The organism is Limnohabitans sp. 2KL-1 (assembly GCF_003063435.1).
In the GTDB taxonomy this organism is placed as follows: domain Bacteria; phylum Pseudomonadota; class Gammaproteobacteria; order Burkholderiales; family Burkholderiaceae_C; genus Limnohabitans_A.
Genome location: NZ_NESL01000008.1, coordinates 1 through 24901, shown reverse-complemented (window position 1 = coordinate 24901; position 24901 = coordinate 1). Strand labels below are relative to the sequence as shown.

25 protein-coding genes, 1 tRNA gene and 1 pseudogene are annotated in these 24901 nt (G+C 57.6%); 1 reads left to right on the top strand and 26 read right to left on the bottom strand.

The features are described 5' to 3' along the window. The 21 genes from B9Z47_RS14400 to rpsO all read right to left on the bottom strand — a co-directional run bounded on the left by B9Z47_RS14400 (position 1) and on the right by rpsO (position 19904). Positions 1–303, bottom strand: coding sequence for a DUF2818 family protein (locus tag B9Z47_RS14400; protein ID WP_108331936.1), 303 nt, complete (start codon positions 301–303; stop codon positions 1–3). A 22-nt stretch (positions 304–325) separates the two neighbouring features. After that, positions 326–1813, bottom strand: coding sequence for an NADH-quinone oxidoreductase subunit NuoN (gene nuoN / locus B9Z47_RS14395; RefSeq protein ID WP_108331935.1), 1488 nt, complete (start codon positions 1811–1813; stop codon positions 326–328). Positions 1814–1863: 50 nt separating this feature from the next. Then, positions 1864–3339, bottom strand: a complete 1476-nt coding sequence (locus tag B9Z47_RS14390) for an NADH-quinone oxidoreductase subunit M (RefSeq protein WP_108331934.1) — start codon at positions 3337–3339, stop codon at positions 1864–1866. A 22-nt stretch (positions 3340–3361) separates the two neighbouring features. Beyond that, positions 3362–5398 (bottom strand): NADH-quinone oxidoreductase subunit L, encoded by a 2037-nt coding sequence (gene nuoL, locus B9Z47_RS14385; RefSeq protein WP_108331933.1) that lies wholly within the window; start codon positions 5396–5398, stop codon positions 3362–3364. 7 nt (positions 5399–5405) lie between these two features. Beyond that, positions 5406–5714 (bottom strand): NADH-quinone oxidoreductase subunit NuoK, encoded by a 309-nt coding sequence (gene nuoK, locus B9Z47_RS14380; RefSeq protein WP_108287861.1) that lies wholly within the window; start codon positions 5712–5714, stop codon positions 5406–5408. Further along, on the bottom strand, positions 5714–6349 hold the full coding sequence (locus tag B9Z47_RS14375; protein ID WP_108331932.1) for an NADH-quinone oxidoreductase subunit J: 636 nt from the start codon (positions 6347–6349) through the stop codon (positions 5714–5716). The genes nuoK and B9Z47_RS14375 overlap by 1 nt, the downstream gene beginning before the upstream one ends. Positions 6350–6387: 38 nt before the next feature. Further along, on the bottom strand, positions 6388–6888 hold the full coding sequence (gene nuoI / locus B9Z47_RS14370) for an NADH-quinone oxidoreductase subunit NuoI (RefSeq protein WP_369912362.1): 501 nt from the start codon (positions 6886–6888) through the stop codon (positions 6388–6390). Between the two features lie 22 nt (positions 6889–6910). Next, on the bottom strand, positions 6911–7993 hold the full coding sequence (nuoH, locus tag B9Z47_RS14365) for an NADH-quinone oxidoreductase subunit NuoH (protein ID WP_108313059.1): 1083 nt from the start codon (positions 7991–7993) through the stop codon (positions 6911–6913). Continuing rightward, positions 7990–10098 carry an NADH-quinone oxidoreductase subunit NuoG gene (gene nuoG, locus B9Z47_RS14360; protein ID WP_108331930.1) on the bottom strand — a complete coding sequence of 703 codons (2109 nt, stop codon included), beginning with the start codon at positions 10096–10098 and terminating at the stop codon, positions 7990–7992. The genes nuoH and nuoG overlap by 4 nt, the downstream gene beginning before the upstream one ends. Continuing rightward, positions 10091–11467, bottom strand: coding sequence for an NADH-quinone oxidoreductase subunit NuoF (nuoF, locus tag B9Z47_RS14355; RefSeq protein ID WP_108331929.1), 1377 nt, complete (start codon positions 11465–11467; stop codon positions 10091–10093). The genes nuoG and nuoF overlap by 8 nt, the downstream gene beginning before the upstream one ends. Then, the gene (gene nuoE, locus B9Z47_RS14350) at positions 11467–11955 is read right to left on the bottom strand and encodes an NADH-quinone oxidoreductase subunit NuoE (protein WP_108331928.1); all 489 of its coding nucleotides are present in this window, start codon (positions 11953–11955) and stop codon (positions 11467–11469) included. Before nuoE ends, nuoF begins: the two co-directional genes overlap by 1 nt. After that, positions 11952–13205, bottom strand: a complete 1254-nt coding sequence (locus B9Z47_RS14345) for an NADH-quinone oxidoreductase subunit D (RefSeq protein ID WP_108331927.1) — start codon at positions 13203–13205, stop codon at positions 11952–11954. Before B9Z47_RS14345 ends, nuoE begins: the two co-directional genes overlap by 4 nt. A 1-nt stretch (position 13206) precedes the next feature. Continuing rightward, on the bottom strand, positions 13207–13815 hold the full coding sequence (locus tag B9Z47_RS14340; RefSeq protein ID WP_108331926.1) for an NADH-quinone oxidoreductase subunit C: 609 nt from the start codon (positions 13813–13815) through the stop codon (positions 13207–13209). A gap of 13 nt (positions 13816–13828) precedes the next feature. Further along, on the bottom strand, positions 13829–14308 hold the full coding sequence (locus tag B9Z47_RS14335) for an NADH-quinone oxidoreductase subunit B family protein (protein ID WP_019428571.1): 480 nt from the start codon (positions 14306–14308) through the stop codon (positions 13829–13831). A gap of 44 nt (positions 14309–14352) precedes the next feature. After that, positions 14353–14712 (bottom strand): NADH-quinone oxidoreductase subunit A, encoded by a 360-nt coding sequence (locus B9Z47_RS14330; RefSeq protein WP_108325474.1) that lies wholly within the window; start codon positions 14710–14712, stop codon positions 14353–14355. A gap of 65 nt (positions 14713–14777) precedes the next feature. Beyond that, positions 14778–14862 (bottom strand) — tRNA-Leu (locus B9Z47_RS14325). Between the two features lie 143 nt (positions 14863–15005). After that, complete coding sequence (gene secG, locus B9Z47_RS14320; protein ID WP_108331925.1) at positions 15006–15398, bottom strand: preprotein translocase subunit SecG; 393 nt, start codon at positions 15396–15398, stop codon at positions 15006–15008. Positions 15399–15436: 38 nt separating this feature from the next. After that, positions 15437–16183 (bottom strand): triose-phosphate isomerase, encoded by a 747-nt coding sequence (gene tpiA / locus B9Z47_RS14315; protein WP_369912361.1) that lies wholly within the window; start codon positions 16181–16183, stop codon positions 15437–15439. A gap of 5 nt (positions 16184–16188) precedes the next feature. Further along, positions 16189–17199 carry an NAD(P)H-quinone oxidoreductase gene (locus B9Z47_RS14310; RefSeq protein ID WP_108331923.1) on the bottom strand — a complete coding sequence of 337 codons (1011 nt, stop codon included), beginning with the start codon at positions 17197–17199 and terminating at the stop codon, positions 16189–16191. A gap of 113 nt (positions 17200–17312) precedes the next feature. Beyond that, on the bottom strand, positions 17313–19418 hold the full coding sequence (gene pnp, locus B9Z47_RS14305) for a polyribonucleotide nucleotidyltransferase (RefSeq protein WP_108331922.1): 2106 nt from the start codon (positions 19416–19418) through the stop codon (positions 17313–17315). A 219-nt stretch (positions 19419–19637) separates the two neighbouring features. After that, positions 19638–19904: a 30S ribosomal protein S15 gene (gene rpsO, locus B9Z47_RS14300; protein WP_019428565.1), complete on the bottom strand. Its 267-nt coding sequence runs from the start codon at positions 19902–19904 to the stop codon at positions 19638–19640. Positions 19905–20075: 171 nt separating this feature from the next. Between rpsO and B9Z47_RS14295 the strand changes: the two are divergent. Further along, positions 20076–20791 (top strand): annotated as a pseudogene (locus tag B9Z47_RS14295) (Bug family tripartite tricarboxylate transporter substrate binding protein); the annotation flags it as partial. A gap of 226 nt (positions 20792–21017) precedes the next feature. Here the strand turns inward: B9Z47_RS14295 and B9Z47_RS18465 are convergent. The 5 genes from B9Z47_RS18465 to B9Z47_RS19220 form a co-directional block, all read right to left on the bottom strand. Then, the gene (locus B9Z47_RS18465) at positions 21018–21314 is read right to left on the bottom strand and encodes a hypothetical protein (protein WP_146185810.1); all 297 of its coding nucleotides are present in this window, start codon (positions 21312–21314) and stop codon (positions 21018–21020) included. A gap of 4 nt (positions 21315–21318) precedes the next feature. Further along, the gene (locus tag B9Z47_RS19035) at positions 21319–22725 is read right to left on the bottom strand and encodes an RHS repeat domain-containing protein (RefSeq protein ID WP_108331921.1); all 1407 of its coding nucleotides are present in this window, start codon (positions 22723–22725) and stop codon (positions 21319–21321) included. Positions 22726–23115: 390 nt separating this feature from the next. After that, complete coding sequence (locus B9Z47_RS18455) at positions 23116–23418, bottom strand: hypothetical protein (RefSeq protein ID WP_146185809.1); 303 nt, start codon at positions 23416–23418, stop codon at positions 23116–23118. A 546-nt stretch (positions 23419–23964) separates the two neighbouring features. Continuing rightward, positions 23965–24711 carry a hypothetical protein gene (locus B9Z47_RS18750; RefSeq protein ID WP_199226415.1) on the bottom strand — a complete coding sequence of 249 codons (747 nt, stop codon included), beginning with the start codon at positions 24709–24711 and terminating at the stop codon, positions 23965–23967. 80 nt (positions 24712–24791) lie between these two features. Then, the coding region (locus B9Z47_RS19220) for an IS3 family transposase (protein ID WP_369912409.1) at positions 24792–24901 on the bottom strand (110 nt) is incomplete at its 5' end.

Sequence of the window (24901 nt, the reverse complement as noted above, 5' to 3'; positions counted from 1 at the left end):
TCAATGCTTGCGGTGCATCAAATAACGGAAAACAAAGCCAGGAAAAGCCAGCGTCACAAACATGGTGCCCGTGATGGCGTAAAACTCCCAGCCCTGGGGGGCCATCTGGCCCCCATGGTTTTCAAGTGCCAACCCCACGCCGCCCACCAGGAAATACAGGAGTACCAGCTCGGCCAAACGCCAAGCCAGGGACTTGGTGGCGCGCAAGGGCCCCAGCAAGAGGATGCGTTGGTTGGCAAAGGGCAAGTTGGCGGCAAACACCGCCAGGGCGATCAACAAGCCAATTTGCAGGGACAAGCTCATGGGGTGGCGGTCCGGGTCTGGATCAGATGGCCAGCATGCGGACGACAGCGTCGGCGCACAAGGTCATCAAGGCACCCGGCACAATGCCCAAAACCAACACGAGCAAGCCGTTCAGCGACAGAACCACACGCACATCGGCATCGGCCGACACGGTGGTCGCAGTGACCGGCTCGTCAAAGTACATCACCTTGACCACGCGCAGGTAATAGAACGCGCCGATCAGCGACATGATGACCGCAAAGATCGCCAGGCCCAGGTAAAAGCCCTGCCCCGAAGCCACCAGCGATTGCAGCACCGACAGCTTGGCATAAAAGCCCACCATCGGCGGGATGCCCGCCATGGAGAACAGACAAATCGCCATCACACCCGCATACAGGGGGCTGCGCTGGTTCAAACCGGCCAGGTCGGTGATCTCTTCGCTCTCAAAGCCTTGCCGGGCCAGCAACATGATGATGCCGAAAGCGGCCAGCGTGGTCAGCACGTAGGCCACCATGTAGAACATGGCCGAGCTGTAAGCATTGGCCGCCAAGGTGGTTTCACCGTTGATAACGCCCGCCACAAAACCCAGCAGCACGAAGCCCATTTGCGCAATGGTCGAATAAGCCAGCATGCGTTTGAGGTTGGTCTGGGCAATCGCGGCCAGGTTACCGATCAGCAAAGAGCCAATCGCCAGGAAGGACAACATTTGCTGCCAGTCAAAGGCCAGGGGCAACAAGCCCTCCACCAGCAAACGGATCATGATCGCGAACGCGGCCAGCTTGGGCGCACCACCGATCATCAAGGTGGCGGCAGTGGGTGCGCCCTGATAAACGTCGGGAATCCACATGTGAAAAGGCACGGCACCGATCTTGAACGCCAGGCCCGCCACGATGAAGACCAGGCCAAACACCAGCACTTGGTGGTTCACCTGACCCGAAGCAATCGCTTTGAGCACCGCGGACAGTTCCAGGCTGCCGGTGGCACCGTACATCATGGACATGCCATACAGCAAGAAACCCGATGCCATGGCACCCAACACAAAATACTTCATGGCCGCTTCGGTGGCTTGCGTGTGGTCACGGCGCAAAGCAACCAGCGCATAGCTCGACAAAGTCAACAGCTCCAGCCCGAGGTAGATCACGATGAAGTTCTGACCCGAAATCATCATGCTCATGCCCAGCAAGGCGAAAAGGCTCAGGCTGAACAGCTCGCCACCGCGCAACATGTCACGGTCAGCGGCATAGGGGCGTGCATACACCAGGGTCACCATGACGGCGATTGTGGCAAAGCACTTGAGCCAGTGGCCCATCGGGTCACTGACGACCAGACGGCCAAAACCGTAGACGGTTTGCCCCGCATCGGCGTAAAGGGCGTGCAGCAAGGCCACCCCCCCCAGTGAGGCCAGCGTCAGGGCGTAGGTGCCGGTGCGCTTGGGGCTTTTCACGAAGAGGTCGGCCAGCGCAATCACGCAGGCCATGACCAGCAACACGATCTCCGGATACATCGTCATCCAACTGGAGTTGTCCATCATCTGTGTTCTCTCAATTCATCTATTCAGGCGAAACGTTCACGGCCTGCTGCTCAAGGCAACTTGGACGCGGCCACGTGCTTGAGCAAGTCCAGCACCGAGGTGTCCATCACATCGGTGAAAGGTTTGGGATAAACGCCCATGTAAAGCGTGGCCACAGCCAGCAAAGCCAGCATCAAGAACTCGCGTCCATTGATGTCGAGCAAGTTCTTCACGTCATCGTTGGCCACAGGACCGAGGTAAACGCGCTTGAACATCCACAAGGTGTAAGCCGCACCAAAGATCAAGGCCGAGGCTGAGAGCAAGCCGATCCAGAAGTTGAACTTCACGGCACCCAGGATCACCATCCACTCGCCCACGAAACCGGCTGTGCCTGGCAAGCCGCAGTTGGCCATGGCAAAAAACAAGGCAAAGGCGGCAAACTTAGGCATGGTGTTGACCACGCCGCCGTAGCTGGCGATTTCACGCGAGTGCACGCGGTCGTACAGCACACCAATCGACAGGAACATGGCCGCCGACACAAAGCCGTGCGCAATCATCTGCACAATGCCACCGGACACGCCCAGCGGGTTGAAGATGAAAAAGCCCAAGGTGACAAAGCCCATGTGCGCCACCGACGAATAAGCCACCAGCTTTTTCATGTCCTGCTGCACCATGGCCACCAGCCCCACATAGACCACCGCCACCAACGACAGCACGATGATCAGCATGCCCCACTCGCGGGCCGCATCGGGTGCGATGGGCATCGAAAAGCGCAGGAAACCATAAGCGCCCAGTTTGAGCATGATGGCCGCCAGCACGGCCGAGCCGCCTGTCGGAGCTTCCACGTGCACGTCGGGCAACCAGGTGTGAACCGGCCACATGGGCACCTTCACGGCAAAAGCCGCAAAGAAAGCGAAGAACAACAAGGTTTGCACCGAGCCCGACAACGGCAGCTTGTGCCAGGCTTGGATGTCAAAACTGCCGCCGGACGCCACATACAGGTAAATCAGCGCAATCAGCATCAGCAGCGAGCCGAGCAAGGTGTACAGGAAGAACTTGAACGCGGCGTAGATCTTGTTCGGGCCGCCCCAGATGCCGATGATCAGGTACATCGGGATCAGCGTGGCTTCAAAGAACACATAGAACAAAATGCCGTCCAGCGCACTGAACACGCCAATCATCAGACCCGACAGGATCAGGAAGGCGGCCATGTACTGGTTGACTTTGCGGGTGATGACTTCCCAGCCCGCAATGACCACGATCACGTTGATGAAGGCGGTCAGCAACACAAACCACAACGAAATGCCGTCCACACCCAGGTGGTAGTGCACATTGAAGCGCTCGAACCAGCTGAACTTTTCGACAAACTGCATCGCCGATGTACCCAGCTGAAAGCCCGAGTACAGCGGCAGGGTGACCAGGAAACTGACGATCGAACCGACAAGGGCCAACCAACGCACAGCGCGGGCTTGGCTGTCATGACCGAAGGCCAGCAAGATGACGCCGAAAGCAATCGGCATCCAGATGGCAAGGCTTAACAATCCCATTTTTATATCGTCCTCAAAACCGTTAAGCGAGCCAGACGAAATACGTCATCAGCACAAACACACCCAGGATCATGACCAGGGCATAGTGGTACAGGAAGCCCGACTGGAACCAGCGCACCACGCCAGACACCATGCCCACGACTTTCCAGGAACCGTTGACGAAGAAGCCGTCGATGATGGCGCGGTCGCCCACCTTCCACAGACCGGTGCCCAAACCACGCGCACCCTTGGCCAGAATGTTCTCGTTGATCCAGTCCATGAAGTACTTGTTCTCCATGACCACGATCAGCGGACGCAAGGCACGGGCAAAGAATGCAGGCACCTTGGGGTTGACCAAGTACATGTACCAGGCTGTCACCACACCCGCCAAGGCCAGCCAGAACGGTGCCGTGCTCAGGCCGTGCAGCGCCATGGCCACAGGGCCGTGGAACAGCTCGCCCAATTGCGTCATCGCAGGGTGCTTGGCTGCGTCCACAAAGATCACGTCTTTGAAGAAGTCGCCATACAGCATGGGCTGGATGGTCATGAAACCGATCACCACCGAAGGAATGGCCAGCAAGACCAGCGGCACCGTCACCACCCAAGGCGACTCGTGGGGTTTGTCATGGCCGTGGTCATCATGACCGTGACCATGATCGTCATGACCGTGGTGAGCATCCGGGTTCTGGTCGTAACGCTCTTTGCCATGGAAGACCAGGAAATACATGCGGAACGAATAGAAGGCAGTGACAAACACACCCGCCATCACTGCGAAGTTGGCAAAGCCAGCGGCGGGCAAGTGGCTCAAGTGCACGGCTTCGATGATGCTGTCCTTGGAGTAAAAACCCGAGAACAGGGGCGTGCCGATCAAGGCCAGCGAGCCCAGCAGCGACGTGATCCAGGTGATGGGCATGTACTTGCGCACGCCGCCCATCCAGCGGATGTCCTGGTTGTGGTGCATGCCCATGATGACCGAACCTGCACCCAAGAACAGCAGCGCCTTGAAGAACGCGTGCGTCATCAGGTGGAACACCGCGACCGAGTAAGCCGATGCACCCAGCGCCACAGTCATGTAACCGAGTTGCGACAAGGTGGAGTAAGCCACCACGCGCTTGATGTCGTTCTGGATGATGCCCAAAAAGCCCATGAACAAGGCTGTGATGGAGCCGATCACCATGATGAAGTTCAATGCCGCATCGGACAACTCAAACAGCGGCGACATGCGGGCCACCATGAAGATACCGGCCGTCACCATGGTGGCAGCGTGGATCAGCGCGGAGATGGGTGTCGGGCCTTCCATCGAGTCAGGCAACCACACGTGCAGCGGGAACTGGGCCGACTTGCCCATGGCACCAATGAACAGGCAAATGCAGATCACGGTGATCAACATGCCGTCCAGGCCAAACACATACCAAGGGAAGTTGATGGCGGCCAGCTCATTGGCTTTGGCAAACAACTCGGTGTAGTTGAGCGTGCCGGTGTAGGCCACGATCAGGCCAATGCCCAAGATGAAACCGAAGTCACCCACACGGTTGACCAAAAAGGCCTTCATGTTGGCGAAGATGGCGGTCGGTTTGTTGTACCAAAAGCCGATCAGCAAATACGACACCAGACCCACGGCTTCCCAGCCGAAGAACAGCTGCAGCAAGTTGTTGCTCATGACGAGCATCAACATGGAGAAGGTGAACAGCGAGATGTAGGCGAAGAAACGGTTGTAGCCTTCGTCTTCTTCCATGTAGCCAATGGTGTAGAGGTGCACCATCAGCGACACGAAGGTCACGACGCACATCATCATGGCGGTGATGCCATCGACCAGAAAGCCGACTTCCATCTTCAGACCACCCACCACCATCCAGGTGTAGAGGGTCTCGTTGAATCGGGCACCGTCGATGACGCTCTTGAGCGTCATGGCCGACAGGATGAACGCCACGAGAACACCCAGAATGGTCAGGGTGTGTGACAGGCGGCGGCCAATCCAGTTGCCACCGAATTGGGTACCGAGGACACCGGCCAGCACCGAGCCCACCAAAGGCGCGAGGGGCACAGCCAACAGTGTGCTTGCGTTGAGGGTTTGACTCATATTCTTATTAACCCTTGAGCGAATTGAGTTCGTCCACGTTGATGCTGTTCTTATTGCGGAACAACAGCACGAGGATGGCCAGACCAATGGCCGATTCAGCCGCCGCCACCGTCAGGATGAAGAACACGAACACTTGACCGTGCATGTCACCCAGGTAATGCGAGAAAGCCACAAAGTTCATGTTCACGGCCAGCAGCATCAGCTCGATGGCCATGAGCAAAACGATCAGGTTCTTGCGGTTCAGGAAGATGCCGATCACGGCCAATGCAAACAGCATGGCACCGAGCGACAAGAAGTGTCCCAGGGTCAGTGTCATCATTTGCTTTCCTCCACTGGAGCCAAAGGTGCCGGCGCCGGTTGTGTGACACCCATCTTGACCAATTGCATGCGGTCTGCTGCGCGCACCTTGACCTGAATGGACGGGTCAATCGCCTTGCTGTCTTTGCGCTCACGCAGGGTCAGGGCGATGGCCGCGATCATGGCCACCAACAAAATAGAAGCAGCGATCTGGATCGGCATCAGGTATTCGGTGTACAGCAAGATGCCCAGGGCCTTGCCATTGTCGACCGGCATGGCACCGGCAGCCAAGGCGGGCGCCTCGGACAAGCGGAAACCGGACAACAACACCGCAGCCATTTCAAGGGCCACGATGGCACCCAAAGTCGCCGCCAGCGGGAAGTTTTTCCAAAAACCCTTGCGCATGGTGTCGATGTTGATGTCCAGCATCATCACCACGAACAGGAAGAGCACCATCACAGCCCCCAGATACACCAGCACCAGCACGATGGCCAGAAACTCGGCGTTGAGCAGGAACCAAACCGCAGAGGCTTGCGAAAAAGCCAGCATGAGGTACAGCACAGCGTGCACGGGGTTGCGCGCAGTCACCACCCGGAAGGCTGCAAACAGCAGCACCACCGAGAAGAGGTAGAAGAAACCGGTCTTGACGTCCATAGGTCTGTCTTTTTTAAATGTTCAGGACTGGGTGGCGTTCAACGGTAAGGAGCATCGGCGGCTTTGGCGGCTGCGATCTCTTTTTCGTAACGGTCGCCCACGGCCAGCAACATGTCCTTGGTGAAGTACAGGTCACCGCGTTTTTCGCCGTGGTATTCAAAAATGTGCGTTTCAACGATCGAGTCCACCGGGCAGCTTTCTTCGCAGAAACCACAGAAGATGCACTTGGTCAGATCGATGTCGTAGCGTGTGGTACGGCGCGAGCCGTCTTCGCGTTGGCCAGCTTCAATGGTGATGGCCATCGCAGGACAAACGGCTTCGCACAGTTTGCAGGCGATGCAGCGCTCTTCACCGTTGTCGTAACGGCGCAGTGCATGCAGGCCACGAAAACGCGGCGACAGCGGTGTTTTTTCTTCCGGGAACTGCACCGTCACCTTGCGGGCGAAAGCGTAGCGTCCGGTCAGGGCCATGCCCTTGAGCAACTCCACGAGCATGAAGCTCTTGAAGAAGTCCTTGATCGAGAAGGAGGAAGCAGTCATTGTTGTCATGGTCGTGAACCGCTTATTTCCAGATGTTCCAGGGTGAGAACAACCAAGCGCCCACCACCAGCAGCCACACCAGGGTGACCGGAATGAAAATCTTCCAGCCCAGACGCATGATCTGGTCATAACGGAAGCGCGGGAAAGTGGCACGGATCCAGATGAACATGGACACCACCAGGAAAGTTTTCAGGCCCAACCAGATCCAGCCCGGAATCATGTTGAACAAGGCACTGTCGATGGGCGACAACCAACCACCCAGAAACATGATCACGGCCAGGATGGACACGAGCCACATGCTGGCGTACTCGGCCAAGAAGAAGATCGCAAAGCCCATGCCCGAGTACTCGACCATGTGACCGGCCACGATTTCGGCTTCGCCTTCGACCACGTCAAACGGGTGACGGTTGGTCTCGGCCACGCCGGAGATCAGGTAGACGACGAAGATGGGCAGCAGCGGCAGCCAATTCCACGACAGGAAACCCAGACCCATGTGGGCCATCTGACCCTTGCCTTGCGACAGAACGATCTCGGTCAGGTTCATGCTGCCCGACACCATCAAGACCACCAGGAAACAAAAGCCCATGGCGATTTCGTAACTCACCATCTGGGCCGATGCGCGCAGCGCACCCAGGAAGGCGTATTTGGAGTTGGAGGCCCAACCCGCAATGATCACACCGTACACCTCGATCGAGGTGATGGCCATCACCAGCATCAAGCCGGCATTGATGTTTGTGAGAGCCACTTCAGGTCCGAAAGGAATCGCCACCCACGCCGCCAAGGCGGGCATGATGGCCATGATCGGCCCCAAGCGGAACAAACCCAGACTGGCGGCGGACGGGTTGATCAATTCCTTGGTCAGGAGCTTGAGCGCATCGGCAATAGGTTGCAGCAAACCGAAGGGCCCCACGCGGTTGGGTCCGTGGCGCACTTGCATGAAGCCCAGGAGCTTGCGCTCCCAGAGCGTCAGGTAAGCCACCGCACCCATCAAAGGCGCGAGGATGGCGACGATCTTGAGCAAAATCCACAAAACCGGCCAAACCAAAGTGGCCCACCAAGTGGCGGCAACCAAGTTCAGGCCGCCGTTGTACAGAGCGTCAATCATGGGGCCACCTCCTGGCGTGCGTCTGCGGTCAACTGCAAAGACGGTGCTCGGCGCACGATGCTGTCCAGCTGGTAAATCGCAGCGACAGCAGGCGCAGGCGAAGTGCCCGACAAATGGATGACTGCCGTTGTCGCGTTCGATGCCTTCATCGCTTGGGCGGTGGCACGGGCCAAAACTTCTTGCGATGTTTCAAAGGCTACGCCCGGTATGTCGAGCAAATTGGCCAGCACGCGCAACACTTTCCAGGCAGGACGGGTTTCAGCCAAAGGCTTGACCACGGCGTGGAAGCTTTGCAGACGCCCCTCTGCGTTGACAAAGCTGCCCGATGTTTCGGTGAACGGCGCGATCGGCAGCAGCACATCGCTGAAAGCCATATTGGCCTTGAACGGGCTGAGCGTGACCACCATCTCGGCCTTGTCCAGCGCAGCCGCTGAAGCTGCACCCGCAGCGGTGTCGAATTCGGGTTCGGTGTTCAACAAGATGGCGGCTTTGAGGCTACCGTCCAGCATCTGACCTGCGTGTTTGCCACCGGTCTGAGGCTGTGCACCGACCCACTGCGCACCCACGGTGTTGGCCGCTTCGGTCAGGTAACCAACGCTGGCACCGGTTTGCTCGGCGATCCAGTTGGCCAGGGCCAACAGGGTCGAGGCATTGGCGTGGTGCGCTGCGGCATTGCCTAACAACACCGCCTTCCGCTCACCGCTCAGCAAGGATTTGGCAATGGCCTGAGCTTGTGCAGAGGCCGTGCCTGCGCAAGGGGCTGCAACGCCCTTCTCTGCCGCAATGGCGGTGGCCACGTCGGCCAAGGTTTGCGCCCAAGCGAAAGCGTCTGCCAGCACGGCGTTGGCCACAGGCATGGCCCAGGCGTCGGCATGGCTGAAAGCCGCTTTGTCAGTGATGAGGTTCACGGCAGCGCCATGGCGCACGGCGTGGCGCACACGCAGGGCAAACAGCGGATGGTCTTTGCGCAGGTTGGAGCCCACGACCAGCACGCGCTGCAATGTGGAGAGCGATGCAACCGATGTGCCCAAGGTACGCACACCCTCTGCAGCGCCAAACTCGGCGTTGCGCAGGCGGTGGTCGATGTTGTCCGAACCCAAGCCACGCACCAAGGCGCCTGCCAGGTACAGCTCTTCCACAGTGCTGTGCGGGCTGACCAGTGCGCCGATGCTGTTGGCACCGTGGTCGCGCTGGATGTTGCGCAGGCCATTGGCCACGTATTCGAGGGCGGTTTGCCAGTCGACGGTTTTCCACTCGCCGCCCTGCTTGAGCATGGGCTGGGTCAAGCGCTCAGGGCCATTCAAGGCTTCGTAAGAGAAGCGGTCGCGGTCGGCAATCCAGCATTCGTTGACGTCTTCATTCTCCAAAGGAACGACACGCATGACCTGGTTGTTTTTGACCTGCACGATCAGGTTGGCACCCGACGAATCGTGGGCGGCCACCGACTTGCGGCGCGACAGCTCCCAAGTCCGGGCGTGGTAGCGAAACGGCTTGCTGGTCAATGCACCCACGGGGCAGATGTCGATCATGTTGCCCGACAACTCGGAATCGATGGTCTGGCCCAGGAAAGTTTCGATCTCGGCATGCTCGCCGCGGTGGGACATGCCCAACTCCATGGCTCCGGCGACTTCTTGACCAAAGCGCACGCAACGTGTGCAGTGGATGCAGCGGCTCATCTCTTCCATGGAGATCAGCGGACCGACTTCCTTGTGGAACACGACGCGCTTTTCTTCTTCGTAGCGAGATTTAGTGCCGCCGTAACCCACTGCCAAGTCTTGCAACTGGCACTCGCCACCTTGATCGCAAATCGGGCAATCGAGTGGGTGGTTGATCAGCAAAAACTCCATGACCGACTTCTGGGCGGCGATGGCCCGGTCGCTCTTGGTGCGCACGATCATGCCTTGCGTCACGGGCGTGGCGCAGGCGGGCATGGGCTTGGGGGCCTTTTCGACCTCCACCAGGCACATGCGGCAGTTGGCCGCGATGGAGAGTTTCTTGTGGTAGCAGAAATGCGGGATGTAGGTGCCGGCTTTTTCAGCGGCATGCATCACCATGCTGCCTTCGACAACTTCCACTTTCTGACCGTCGAGTTCTATTTCAACCATGGGTCTTCACCGTTGTTGCATCGGCACCGACCATGGAGGTCTTGTGCTCAATGAGGTGTACAAATTCGTGACGGAAATGCTTGAGCATGCCGCGCACTGGCATGGCCGCTGCGTCGCCCAAGGCGCAAATCGTGCGGCCCATGATGCTGCCAGCCACGCTGTCGAGCATGTCGATGTCGCTGGCACGGCCCTGGCCGTGTTCAATGCGGTCGACCATGCGCCACAGCCAGCCCGTGCCCTCACGGCAAGGCGTGCACTGGCCGCAGGACTCGTGCGAGTAGAAGTAAGACAAACGCGCCAAGGCCTTGACCATGCAACGGGTTTCGTCCATGACGATCACGGCACCCGAACCCAACATCGAGCCGCCTTCTTTGGCGATGCTGTCGTAGTCCATGGTGAGCGTCATCATCAAATCGGCAGGAACAACCGGAGAAGACGAACCGCCGGGGATCACCGCTTTGAGTTTGCGGCCACCGCGCACGCCACCGGCGAGTTCGAGCAACTTGGCAAACGGTGTGCCCATGGGCACTTCGTAGTTGCCGGGGCGCTCCACGTCGCCGCTGACCGAAAAGATCTTGGTGCCGCCGTTGTTGGGCTTGCCGCATTCCAGATACGCCTGGCCACCGTTGCGGATGATCCAGGGCACCGCCGCGAAGGTCTCGGTGTTGTTGATGGTGGTGGGCTTGCCGTACAGACCAAAGCTGGCTGGAAACGGTGGCTTGAAGCGTGGCTGGCCTTTTTTGCCTTCCAGCGATTCGAGCAAGGCGGTTTCTTCGCCGCAAATGTAAGCGCCAAATCCGTGCGAGGCGTGCAGCTGGAAGCTGAACGTCGAACCCATGATGTTGTTGCCCAGGTAGCCAGCGGCACGGGCTTCTTCCAGAGCCGCTTCAAAGCGCTCGTAGGTGTGGAAGATTTCGCCGTGGATGTAGTTGTAACCCACGCTGATGCCCATGGCATAAGCGGCAATGATCATGCCTTCGATCACTGTGTGGGGGTTGTACTCCATGATGTCGCGGTCTTTGCATGTACCCGGCTCGCCTTCGTCCGAGTTGCAGACCAAATACTTTTGACCGGGGAACTGGCGGGGCATGAAGCTCCACTTGAGGCCGGTGGGGAAGCCCGCACCGCCACGTCCGCGCAGACCGGACTCTTTGACGGTGGCGATCACCTGGTCTTGGGTCAGACCTTCGCTGCCGTCTTTGCCCAGAATTTTGCGCAATGCGGCATAGCCACCGCGTGCTTCGTAGTCTTTGATGCCCCAATTTTGGCCATTCAGACCCGCATAGATTTGCGGATTGATGTGGCGGTCATGGAAGCAGGTTTCCACGCCAGTGGCCTGGAATTGGCTCAGGATTTGTTCGACTTTCATCAGGCGGCCTCGGCTTTCTTCAGGCTGTCGACGAGCTGGTCGAGCTTTTCATGGCTCATGAAGCTGCACATGTGGCGATCGTTCACCAGCAGCACCGGCGCATCGGCGCAAGCACCTTGGCATTCGCTGGGCTGCAAAGTGAACATGCCGTCGGCTGTGGTCTCGCCCGCATGCACACCCAATTTGTGCTCCAGATGCGCCAAGGCTTGGGCACCGCCACGCAACTGGCAAGGCAGGTTGGTGCAGACGTTCAGCTTGAACTTGCCCACCGGCTTTTGGTTGTACATGTTGTAGAAGGTGGTGACTTCGTGCACGGCCATCACAGGCATGCCCAACACCTCGGCCACGACTTGCTCACTGTCGGGGCTGACCCAGCCGAGTTCCTGCTGCACGATCGACAGGCAAGCCATGACGGCCGACTGCTTTTGGTCTGCAGGAAACTTGGCAACTTCACGCGCAAAGCGTGCTTTGGTTGACTCAGAGATCATCGGTCAATCTCTCCAAAAACAATGTCCATGGTCCCGATGATCGCGACCGCATCGGCCAGCATGTGGCCACGGGCCATTTCATCGAGGGTGGCCAGATGGGCGAAGCCCGGGGCGCGAATTTTGAGGCGGTAAGGCTTGTTGGCACCGTCACTGACCATGTAGATGCCGAACTCACCCTTGGGATGTTCGACAGCGGCGTAGGCTTCGCCTTCGGGCACATGAAAACCTTCGGTGAAGAGCTTGAAATGGTGGATCAAGTCTTCCATGTTGGATTTCATGCCTTCGCGCGAGGGCGGTGCCACCTTGTGGTTGTCGGTGATGACCGGACCTGGGTTGGCACGCAACCACGCAACGCACTGCTGGATGATGCGGTTCGACTCGCGCATCTCGGCCATGCGGACCAAATAGCGGTCGTAGCTGTCACCGGTCTTGCCCACGGGCACGTCAAACTCGACTTGGTCGTACGCGTCGTAAGGCTGCTTCTTGCGCAAATCCCAAGCGATGCCGGAGCCGCGCAGCATGGGGCCGGTCATGCCCAAATTGAGAGCGCGCTCAGGTGGCACGACGCCAATGCCGACGGTGCGCTGCTTCCAGATGCGGTTATCGGTCAGCAGGGTTTCGTACTCGTCCACACACTTGGGAAAGCGCTGCGTGAAGTCGTCGATGAAGTCAAGCAAGGAGCCATTGCGGTTCTTGTTGAGCTGCTCGATGGCCTTGGCATTCTTGATCTTGCTGACCTTGTACTGCGGCATGCTGTCAGGCAGGTCGCGGTAAACACCACCGGGACGAAAATACGCGGCGTGCATGCGCGCGCCGGACACGGCCTCGTACATGTCAAACAGGTCTTCACGTTCGCGGAAGGTGTAGATCAGGATGGTAGAACTGCCGCAATCGTTGCCGTGCGAGCCGAGCCACATGAGGTGGTTGAGCACGCGGGTGATTTCCGAGAACATCACGCGGATGTACTGGGCGCGCATCGGCACTTCCAAGCCCAGCATCTTCTCGATCGCGAGGCAGTAGGCGTGCTCGTTGCACATCATCGAGACGTAATCCAAGCGGTCCATGTAGGGCAGCGACTGGATGTAGGTTTTGTGCTCGGCCAGCTTTTCAGTGGCGCGGTGCAGCAAGCCGATGTGCGGGTCGGCGCGTTGCACGACCTCGCCGTCCAATTCCAACACGAGACGCAACACACCATGCGCAGCAGGGTGCTGAGGACCAAAGTTCAGGGTGTAATTCTTGATTTCGGCCATATCAGTTCAGGCCTCCGTAGTTTTCTTCACGGATGATGCGCGGCGTGATTTCACGCGGCTCAATGCTCACGGGCTCATACACCACACGGCGACGTTCTGCGTCGTAACGCATTTCGACATGGCCCGACAACGGGAAGTCTTTGCGGAAAGGGTGGCCAATGAAACCGTAGTCGGTCAAGATGCGGCGCAGGTCGTTGTGGCCTTCGAACACGATGCCATACAAATCAAACGCTTCGCGCTCGTACCAGTTGGCTGAGTTCCAAAGGTCGTTGACCGAGTCCACCAAGGGCAGATCATCGTCAGGGCACAGCACTTTGACGCGCACGCGCTGATTCAGGCTCACCGACAGCAAATGCACGGTGACACCAAAACGGGGGCCGTCTGTGCCCACTTCGCGGTATGCGGAATAATCCACGCCAGCCAGGTCGATCAGTTGTTCAAATTGGCAGCCTGCGGCATCGCGCAGTGTTTGCATGACGCTTTGATATTGTGTTGCAGCGACATGCACGGTCACCTCACCCAAGGCGATGGTGATGGAACTCACACGATCCCCCAAGGCAGCCGTCAAGGCGTCTTGCAGGTCTTCGGGTCGAATGGCGAAATTTGTCATCGTCTTCGTCCCCTCAAGCGCGCGCAATGGTGTGGGTGCGGCGGATTTTTTGCTGCAGCTGGATGATGCCGTAAATCAGCGCTTCGGCTGTCGGCGGGCAACCCGGCACATACACATCCACAGGCACGATGCGATCACAACCGCGCACCACCGAATAGCTGTAGTGGTAATAACCACCGCCATTGGCGCACGAACCCATGGAAATCACCCAGCGCGGCTCGGACATCTGGTCATACACCTTGCGCAAAGCCGGCGCCATCTTGTTGCACAGGGTGCCTGCCACGATCATCAGGTCGGCCTGACGGGGACTGGCACGGAACACCTCGGCACCAAAGCGGGCCAGGTCATAACGTGCTGTCGCCGAATGCATCATCTCGACCGCGCAGCAAGCCAGACCAAAGGTCATGGGCCAGAGCGAGCCGGTTTTGGCCCAATTCACCACCGAGTCGTAACTCGTGGTGATGAAGCCTTCCTTCATCACGCCTTCAATCATTTTTTATCCTCAAGCAGGCTGAATGCTGTTGTCAGTGCAAACGATCATTCCCAATCCAGGGCGCCTTTTTTCCACTCGTAGACAAAGCCTACGACCAGAATGGCCAGGAAAATCACCACGGCCACAAAGCCCGCCACACCGACTTCCTTGAGCGCCACAGCCCAGGGAAACAGGAACGCGATTTCCAGATCGAACAAGATGAACAAGATGGCCACCAAGTAGTAGCGCACATCGAACTTCATACGCGCGTCTTCGAAGGCTTCAAAACCGCACTCATAGGGGGAATTTTTTTCCGCATCAGGTCTGTTGGGGCCAAGGATGTAGCCCAAAACCTGGGGAATGATGCCGACAGCAATGCCGACCAAAATGAACAAGAGAATGGGGAGGTATTGGTCGAGGTTCATCTTGAGACTGCCGGTTGTTACCGAGTGAGTGACCCAAGCTTTGCGCTTGAGCCACTCTGTTTGTCTGGTGCCGTCGGCGAGACTCGAACTCGCACAGCTTTCGCCACTACCCCCTCAAGATAGCGTGTCTACCAATTTCACCACGACGGCTGGATGCATTTGTCCAGTTTGCATGAGGCGCATCATGTGATGCATTTAGCTCTCCGGACAATCCCGTATTTTACGCTGAAAACCCGTCCATTTCCTTTCGAAAAGATGGAAATTTGTGCAGAGCAGCAAAGCTTGTATGAAGCTTACTTGCCGGGCACCGGTGGCACGGTGTTGTCGGTCTTTGCAGCAGGTGCATTGCCCGGAATTTGGGCAGCAGTGCTGGTGTCCGCAGGTGCGACAGGTGCCACAGGCATCGTCACGACTGCTCCTTCAAGCACACTGCCTGAGGACGCGGGACGTGCGTTGCTGAAATAAGCCAGCAACAAAGTGCACACAAAGAATACCGCAGCCAAAACGGCCGTGGTGCGCGACAAGAAGTTGGCACCACCAGTAGCGCCAAACAGGCTGCCCGAACCGCCACTGCCAAAGGCTGCGCCCATGTCAGCCCCTTTGCCGTGCTGAATGAGGATCAAACCGATCATGGCCAGGGCCGACAACATCTGCACCACCAAAATCAAAGTCAACACCATGCTCATCTGTATCTCCAAAAATCAATAAAAAGTGGGCCAAAGACTCAGCGCGAAGCGGTCTTCAACATGGACAAAAAGTCAGGCGCTTTCAGCGCAGCACCACCGATCAGCCCACCGTCCACATCGGGCTGGGCCAGCAATTCGGCAGCGTTGGCGGCATTCATGCTGCCGCCATACAAGATAGACACCCGATCTGCGTGCGCAGTTGCCGCCTGCAACTGTGCACGCAAAACAGCGTGCACATGTTGGGCTTGTTCAGGGGTGGCGGTCAATCCGGAGCCAATGGCCCATACCGGTTCGTACGCCACCACGATTTCACTGATGCAATGGCCGTTGGCATGGATCACCGCAGCCAACTGACGCTTGACCACCGCTTCAGTTTGACCCGCATCACGCTCGGCCAGACTCTCGCCCACGCACACGATGGGTGTGATGCCCGCCGCCAATGCGCGCTGGGCTTTGCTGGCCACGGTCACATCCGATTCGCCGTGGTATTGACGACGCTCCGAGTGACCCACGATGCAGTAGCGCACCGCAAAATCACGCAACATGTCGGCTGACACCTCACCTGTATAGGCACCCGAGGCGTAGACCGACACATCTTGTGCGCCCAAATCAATGGACGAGCCCGCCAGCAAGCTGTGCATCTGCGCCAGATAAACCGAAGGCACACACACCGCAGCGCGGCACTTCACATCTGCCATACCCGCCAAAAGGTCGGTGACCAAAGACGCATTGGCAGCCAGGCTGCCATTCATCTTCCAGTTGCCGACCATCAACTTGCCGCGCATCGCCATCACCAGGTCACCACCAATTTGCCCACATGCTGGTTGGTCTCCATCAAGGCATGGGCTTGCGCCGCACCCGATGGCAAGCCACCGCCCGCCTCCACCGCGCCAAACACGCTGTGGATGACCGGCTTGATGCGGCCCGACTCGATCCAGGGCCACACCGTTTTGCGCAAAGACTGGGCAATGGCCGCCTTGAAAGCCACCGGGCGCGGACGCAACGTGGAGCCGGTGATCGTCAAGCGACGACGCAACACCATGCCAGCATTGAACTCGCTCTTGACTCCGCCCTGCACCGCGATGATGACCAGGCGGCCGTCTTCGGCCAAGGCCTCGACTTCGCGCGCCACATAGTCGCCAGCGACCATGTCCAAAATCACGTTGACCCCCAAGCCGCCCGTCAGGCGCTTGGCCTCGGCCACGAAATCGGTGGTTTTGTAATTGATGGCGTGGTCTGCACCCAAGGCCAGGCAAGCCTGGCACTTGTCGTCCGACCCGGCCGTGGCGATCACGGTGGCACCTGCCGCCTTGGCCATCTGGATGGCCGTGACGCCGATGCCACTGGTACCGCCCTGAATCAACAAGGTCTCACCCGCTTGCAAACGACCACGATCAAACACATTGCTCCACACGGTGAAGAACGTCTCTGGCAGCGAAGCGGCTTCAATGTCCGTCAGACCCTTGGGCACCGGCAAACATTGGGCCACGGGTGCGACGCACAGCTGTGCGTAACCACCTCCAGACACCAAAGCGCACACGCGCTCACCCACCGCCAGGCCTGCAGCAGCCATGGCCTCTGCATCACCCGACACGATCACACCCGCCACTTCGAGGCCCGGAATGTCCGAAGCACCCGGTGGCACGGGGTAATTGCCCGTGCGTTGCAGCACGTCGGGGCGGTTGATGCCGCTGGCCGAGACGCGAATCAGCAACTCCCCTGCCCCGGCCACAGGGTCGGAACGGGTTGCGGGCACCAGCACCTCGGGGGCACCGTAGCTTTGGATTTCAATGACGTTCATTAGAGGTTTGGCGTTTAGCGTTGGGCGTTCAGCGTTTGGCGTGGAGGCTTGGTTGAGCGTTGGGGGTTAAAAGCATCTCGCTCAGCGCTCAACCCTCAACGCAAAACCCCTCATCAGCCTTGCGCAGGACGGTCCAGCAATGCCTTCATCGACAACTTGATGCGGCCTTTTTCGTCGGTTTCCATGACCTTGACTTTGACAATCTGGCCTTCGCTCAGGTAGTCGGTCACTTTTTCGACGCGCTCGTGGGCGATCTGGCTGATGTGCAGCAGACCGTCTTTGCCGGGCAACAGGTTGATCAGAGCACCGAAGTCCAGGATCTTGGTGACCGGGCCTTCGTAGACCTTGCCGATTTCGACTTCGGCGGTGATCTGCTCGATGCGTTTCTTGGCGATCTCGGCCTTGTCGCCGTCGGTGGCCGCGATGGTGATCGTGCCGTCTTCGGAGATGTTGATCTGGCAACCGGTTTCTTCGGTCAGCGCACGGATGGTCGAGCCACCTTTGCCGATCACATCACGGATCTTCTCGGGGTTGATCTTCATGGTGAAGAGCTTGGGTGCGAAGTCAGACACTTCGGTGTTGGCCGTGCTCATCGCCTCTTGCATCTTGCCCAGAATGTGCATGCGGGCTTCTTTGGCCTGGGCCAAAGCAACTTGCATGATTTCCTTGGTGATGCCCTGGATCTTGATGTCCATCTGCAGCGCAGTGATGCCGTTGGTGGTACCGGCCACTTTGAAGTCCATGTCACCCAGGTGGTCTTCGTCACCCAAGATGTCGGTCAACACCGCAAAGCGGTTGTCTTCCTTGATCAGGCCCATGGCGATACCGGCCACGTGGGCTTTCATCGGGACGCCCGCGTCCATCATCGACAGGCAGCCGCCGCAGACCGAAGCCATGGACGAAGAACCGTTCGATTCGGTGATTTCGGACACCACACGCAGGGTGTAGGGGAACTCTTCTTTGCTTGGCAGCACAGCGGCCAAAGCACGCTTGGCCAGACGGCCGTGGCCGATTTCGCGGCGCTTGGTCGAACCCATGCGGCCCACTTCGCCAGTGGCAAAGGGAGGCATGTTGTAGTGGAACATGAAGCGGTCTTCAAACTCGCCAGCCAGCGCATCGATGCGCTGTGCGTCGCGCTCGGTGCCCAAGGTGGTGATCACCAAAGCCTGGGTTTCACCACGTGTGAACAAGGCCGAGCCGTGTGTGCGGGGCAGCACGCTGTTGCGGATTTCGATGGGGCGCACGGTGCGTGTGTCGCGGCCGTCGATGCGGGGCTCACCAGCCAGGATCTGGCTGCGCACGATGCGGGCTTCGATCTCGAACATCAGGCCGTCGAGCTTGACGCTGTCGAAGGCCACGCCTTCTTCGGCCAAAGCGACTTTGACCGAAGCGTAGGCTTCGCGGCAAGCGTGTGTACGGGCTTGCTTGTTGCGGATCTGGTAAGCAGCGCGCAGTTTCTCTTCAGCCAGTGTGGCCAGCTTGGCTTCGAAAGCCAAATCGCGGGCAGGCGCTTGCCAATCCCACACCGGCTTGCCGGCTTCGCGCACCAGCTCGTGGATCGCGTTGATGGCAATCGCCGACTGCTCGTGGCCATACACCACGCCGCCCAACATGATTTCTTCGGACAGTTGCTGGGCTTCGGATTCGACCATCAGCACAGCGGCTTCGGTACCGGCAACCACCAGGTCCATCACGCTGTCTTTGCGCTGGGTCTGGCCGGGGTTCAGGACGTATTCGCCGTTGATGTAGCCCACGCGTGCGGCGCCGATGGGGCCATTGAAGGGGATGCCCGAGATGGACAAAGCAGCAGACACAGCGATCATCGCGGCGATGTCGGCGTCGACTTCAGGGTTCAAAGACACGGTGTGGATGACCACGTGCACGTCGTTGTAGAAACCTTCTGGGAACAGGGGACGGATCGGGCGGTCGATCAGGCGGCTGGTCAGGGTTTCGTGCTCGCTGGGCTTGGCTTCACGCTTGAAAAAGCTGCCGGGGATCTTGCCTGCGGCGTAAGTCTTCTCGATGTAATCGACTGTGAGGGGGAAGAAGTCTTGACCGGCTTTGGCGATCTTGGAACCCACAACCGTGGCCAACACCACAGTGCCTTCCATGTCGAGCAGCACAGCGCCGCCAGCTTGACGAGCGACTTCGCCCGTTTCCATCTTGACCGTGTGCTGGCCCCACTGGAAGGTTTTGGTAACTTTATTGAAAATGGACATGTTCAGAACTCCTGAAAACAAAAGCGCATGAGGCTGCACTGTGGGCCCGGAAGTTGACGCTCTGAACTCGATGCCATTCCACAAAACCTTGCAAAACTTTGCTGTAAAGCCTTGTGGAATGACACAGCGCGGGTTCTTTGTGACAAATTCCGACAGAAAAAAAGAATAAAGCGCCTGAGCTAGTGAACTAACTCAGGCGCTTTTCATCTGGAGAGACGATTACTTACGCAGGCCAAGCTTGGCGATCAGCGCAACGTAACGGTCAGCATCACGGGACTTGAGGTAGTCCAACAGTTTGCGGCGACGGCTCACCATGCGCAGCAGACCGCGGCGACCGTGATGGTCTTTGGCGTGTGTTTTGAAGTGAGGTGTCAGCTCGTTGATACGGGCTGTGAGCAAAGCCACTTGGACTTCTGGGGACCCAGTATCGTTGGCGGCACGTGCGTTGGCCTTGACGACCTCGGCCTTGATCGAAGATGCGATCATGGTATTTCCTTGTTGTTTCGCTGGCGTTCAGTGACGAATTTCAGCGGGTGAATGACTTGCGCCACCTGCCGGAAAAGCGGATGGCGTGCGCTTTGCAAATCGCAAAACAGCCGGATTATAGCCCGAAACACACACCCAACCCCTTAGGTCGACGGCTTCAGCCCCGACGCAGACGGCTACACCTTGGTCATGGGCACGGTGGGCACCCACTCCATCAACGGGGCGCTCTACGACAAGATGCCCTACGACATGGTGAAGAACTTCTCCCCATCTCGCTGGTCGCCTCGGCCCCCAACCTGCTGGTGGTCAACAACGACCTGCCGGTCAAAAGCGTGCCCGAGCTGATCGCCTACATGAAGGCCAACCCCAACAAACTGTCTTTTGGCTCGCATGGCACCGGCACCTCGGTGCACGTTTCGGGCGAATTGTTCAAGTCCATGACCGGCACCAGCATGACGCACGTGCCCTACAAAGGCCGGCAGTTCGCCATCCCCGATCTGGTCGGCGGCAGCATCCAGCTGATGTTTGACAACATGCCCTCGGCCCTGCCCATGGCTCGCGACGGCAAAATCCGCGCGCTGGCGCAAACCACCGCCAAACGCTCCCCCGCCGCGCCCGATGTGCCCACCATGGCCGAATTTGTGCCCGGCTTCGAAGCCACCACTTGGTTTGCCATGTTTGCACCAGCCAATGTGCCCAAGCCCATCATCGACAAACTCAACGCCGAAGTCGTGCGCGTGTTCCACCTGCCAGAAGTTCAAGACCGCCTGAAAACGCTGGGCCTGGACCCGGTGTTGTCCACACCCGAAGAGCTGGCCCGATATCAGGCGGTTGAAATCACCAAATGGGCCAAGGTGGTCAAGGACTCGGGGGCCAAGGCGGAGTGAGTTGCATCGATTCGGTGGGGATCAGAGGGGGCAGGTCAGGGTGACGGTTTGTTTGACGCGTTGGTGTTCGGAGCCATAGGCAAAGCTCAGTGTGCGGTCCGACGTAGTGCGCTTGCGGCAACAGTCACGGCCAATCATGCGGTGACGCCCCCCCTGAGAAGCGGCATCGTTTATGAATGCATGAACTCAGATCGTGAAGCATTCGGCGTTTGTCAGCGAGCATCCATCATGGATTCCAAATGCATTGATTACCTTCAAATGAGGCTTTCAAGATCTTTCTTGCAATTGGATCGTATTCATATATTTCTATACATTGTCGATTTTTATAAGGCTGCACATACCAATACTTAGCTACCCGATTGCCATTTTGGAGCTGACTATCATCAACTAGGGCTCGACGAGCAGCTAAGTCATCAATGGAACCACCAATTTTTCTCGCTTGATACTCTAAAAAATTTTGATGCGGATCTCCATATGCACATGCCGCAAGTACACCAACAAGAATCAAAGAACCGAGCTTCATAAACTCATCTCCTGCATTGAGGACACCGGTTGGCATCAACGGTTACCAAATCAAACAAGGCGCTGTAACTCACAGCTGCTGCAGGTAGCATGCTGCCCACATTATTAAAGGGAGTAAAACTAAGTCCGCTCCCATTGGGAGGAAAAAATGTGTCATGCAATCGAGCCACGTTATTCATTCCAGGAACTTGGTTCAAGGTTCTGGAAATCCAACCACCTTGCTTGCCCGTAAAGAAACCGTCATCGCCGGTCACGGGTTTGTTGATCCCGATCACGTTTTTACCCTCCCAATCAGCCGGAATCTTGTCAGCACGAGGACCTTGCGTTTCGAAGTCGAAACAACTTGACCCTGCAGTACTGCAATCAGCAGCATTCCCCTTGACCGCCTCCCCCGGCTCAGCAGTCGCCTCAAACCCGACATAGCTGCGATACGCCTCAGCCGCAGTTGCAAATACGAAAGCTGTGGCAAAACCATTCTTGAAGCTTCCACCCTGTAAGTGTGCCATCGCGCCGGATGTCGCTGATTTGGACAAAATTTGCGCAGATGTGGACCATGATGCCGCCCCAAAACTTGCAGCGCCCAAAGCAGCCCCGGTCACACCACCTGCAACACCGGCTTTCACAGAATCTTTGAGGTTTGCACCATTGAGTCCCGCGGAGGTAACGCCTGCAGCGAACCCCATTGATGCGCCAACGGCTACAGCAGAAGTCAGCGTAGCCGTCGCTCCCGTGGTGGCTGCTGCAATTGCACTTCCTGCTGTTGCGCCAGTGAAGCCCAAAGAGCCTGCGACAGCCCCACCTGTGTAATACGCCACAGCGATTGTTACTGCGACCTTAAATACTTTGCGAACAGAACGCCAGCTGATATATCCACTAGGGTCCGTGAACGCCAACGGGTTGTTCATCACATACGCATACCGGTTGTAGCTTTGCAGGTTCCCCGGACTTTGGATGAACGGGTCCGCGCTCATGAAGCGTCCTACCAAGGGGTCGTACACCCGCCCGTTCATGTGGATCAGCCCCACTTCGTCCAGGTGCTCGTGCTCCGTGTACCCACGGTCCGTGGTCTGGCCCACCAGGCTGTCGTTCTTGTCGACCAGGCCGTTGGCGTTTCTGCGCTTGCCCCAGGGGTCATACGCCAGCCGCTCCACCACTTGCCCCGCCTCGTCGGTGATCACCGCCATCGAGTTCAGGTGGTCTTGGTGGAAGTAGCGCACTTGCGCGCTGCGCTTGCTCAGGTCACTGGCCGTGCTGCTGACGCCCGCACCACTGCGCGTGGTCACCAGCGCAAAGGTCATGCCTGCGGCTTGCAGGAAGTGGAGGTTTTCTGTGACGCCGTTGGCTTTGAGTTCTTTTTCAAAAACGAGCGCGTTGTTATCGCCGTGCAGATACCAAGTGGTGCCGCCCGTCATGTTGGTTGGGGCGTTGTTGGTCAGGGTGACGGTTTGTTTGACGCTGCTGGTCCCACACCGCGAATGACGTCACCCAGTCAGAGAAGCGAGGCGTTTACGCATGCGTGAAGTGCTTGATCGACCTCAAGTCGGGCAGCATGCTGGCATCGTCAACCACTGGTTCTCATCCGATCAATTAAATGGGATCTGACCCCGTTTATTCGCTGTCATGGCAATTGAAATCTATATCGCAACAAGGTCAAGGTTTTCAGACTCTTTGGGTGGGGAAGATTTAGCGCACCAAGAAATCTTGCCCTGTTAATAATCTGACAACTTCAATTCGATTGGTACGGCCAGAGGGGGCAGGTCAGCGGAACGCCTAACCAAACGAGTCGTGCAAGCAATTTCATATCAATCCTTCCGAAGATTTTGACGCGTCTTCCAACCGCTTAATTCCCTCGAGTCCTTGATACCCTCAGAAATTGATTGCGTTATGAGAGCGGGAATCTGCAGGACCGCTCCAATTTTTTCTAGCGACTTGTCAACTCCAAAATCAGCGAAAAAAGAGGCTGGATTTTGGTCAAACACAAAATCTTTCGCAATACCAGCGCCTAAGCCAACTCCGGCAGAGACCAGTACCGCAGCTGCACAAACGACACTCAAAGTACAAGCAGCGGCGGAATATGTGGATCCCTTCGAAACGGCGTCCGCCATTTCTACCGCATCCGCTCTATTTCGCTTTGAACTATCGTATTTTTTGGATTTTGCGCCAGAGCATCGACACAAAAACTACTGAAAAACCAATGGCTGAGACAAACGCTGTGATCGTTTCGCCCGAGGAGAGAGGTCGATCAGTCAGAAGCCTTATCAAAACTGACAGTGCGAGCAGCCATGAACCGACCGCTGTACAAAAGGCTCCAACCCAGAACATTGGTCTCATAGCCTTGTCTTTTATCGAACTCATTTAAGTTGATCCTTGTAGTAGGGGTCACCGAGCAGCTTCCCTGCGGTTGAGCCCGTTGTAACACCAAGTTGCAATGCCCCCATTTGTTCGATGCGAGTCGACATATCGGGACGAAATAAGCTAAAACCCTTAAGCGCAACTGGAGCCCCCGCATTCTGCAAAGCCGTGCCAACCTCAAGACCTGTATTGATATGCGCTCCAGTGGCTTCCCCAAAAACACTCTGAAGTACTACTTTTGAAGGTTTAAAACCCTCTTCAGCTCCAGGATTTGCAAAGTAAGTAGCACCTTCAATGACTTAGTTAGCAGATTCAACAGCGGCAGCACAGCCAATCCCCAGAGTCACTCCACATGATGCCATTCCAACAGCAAAACCGGTTGAACCACCTGCAATTTTCAAAGCATTCATTCCCTTTTGGATCCAGCAACCTGCCGTTCTGGTTTGACAGTAATTAAAGAGATACCCATAAGCCGCAGTCTCCGCACCATTGGCGAACTTGCCTCCAGCGATCACCGATCCTACGCCACCAGCCACCGTAGTAGCAACGCCTCGGGCAATCACAGCACCTGTCCCATCGCCACCCCAGCCACTGATAGCGTTGGTCGTGTACTTTCCAAACACCGCACTGGCTGCACCTTGGCTACAGCTACCGCCACCAGCCACGCTGCTCACACAACCGGCTCCAGCATGGGCCGCATAGCGCGTGAAGCTGTTTGCACCTTCTGCACCCACACCGCCGGTCATGGCTGCAGCGCTGAACAAGCCGCCTGACAGCCCGCCCAAAACAGCACCTTTGCTGCTGTCGCTTGAGATGCCCCCTGCCAATGCACCTGCTGCCGCGTTCGAGCCAATCCACATCCCTGTCACTTGAGCTGTTGTTAAGGTCGTGCCCGCAGCTGCTGCACCTGCAGCTGCCGACCCAGCCCAAGAACTAAAGATCATCTCCGGCGCATACACCGCAACAACAATGGCAACCGCTGTGCGCAAGAAGCTCTTCAAGCTGAAGTACCCACTCGGATCAGTCAAAGCCAGCGGGTTGTTCATCACATACGCATACCGGTTATAGCTTTGCAGGTTCCCCGGACTGAACCTGCCCCTGTTGAACGTACCTCTTAGCCATTCGATTATGCGGCCTTCTTTTGCTGTGCCGCGTGCCAGCTTTTCTCAAACTGCATCGGACTGACGTAGCCCAGGGTCGAATGAAGTCTGCGGTGGTTGTAGAACGTCATCCAGT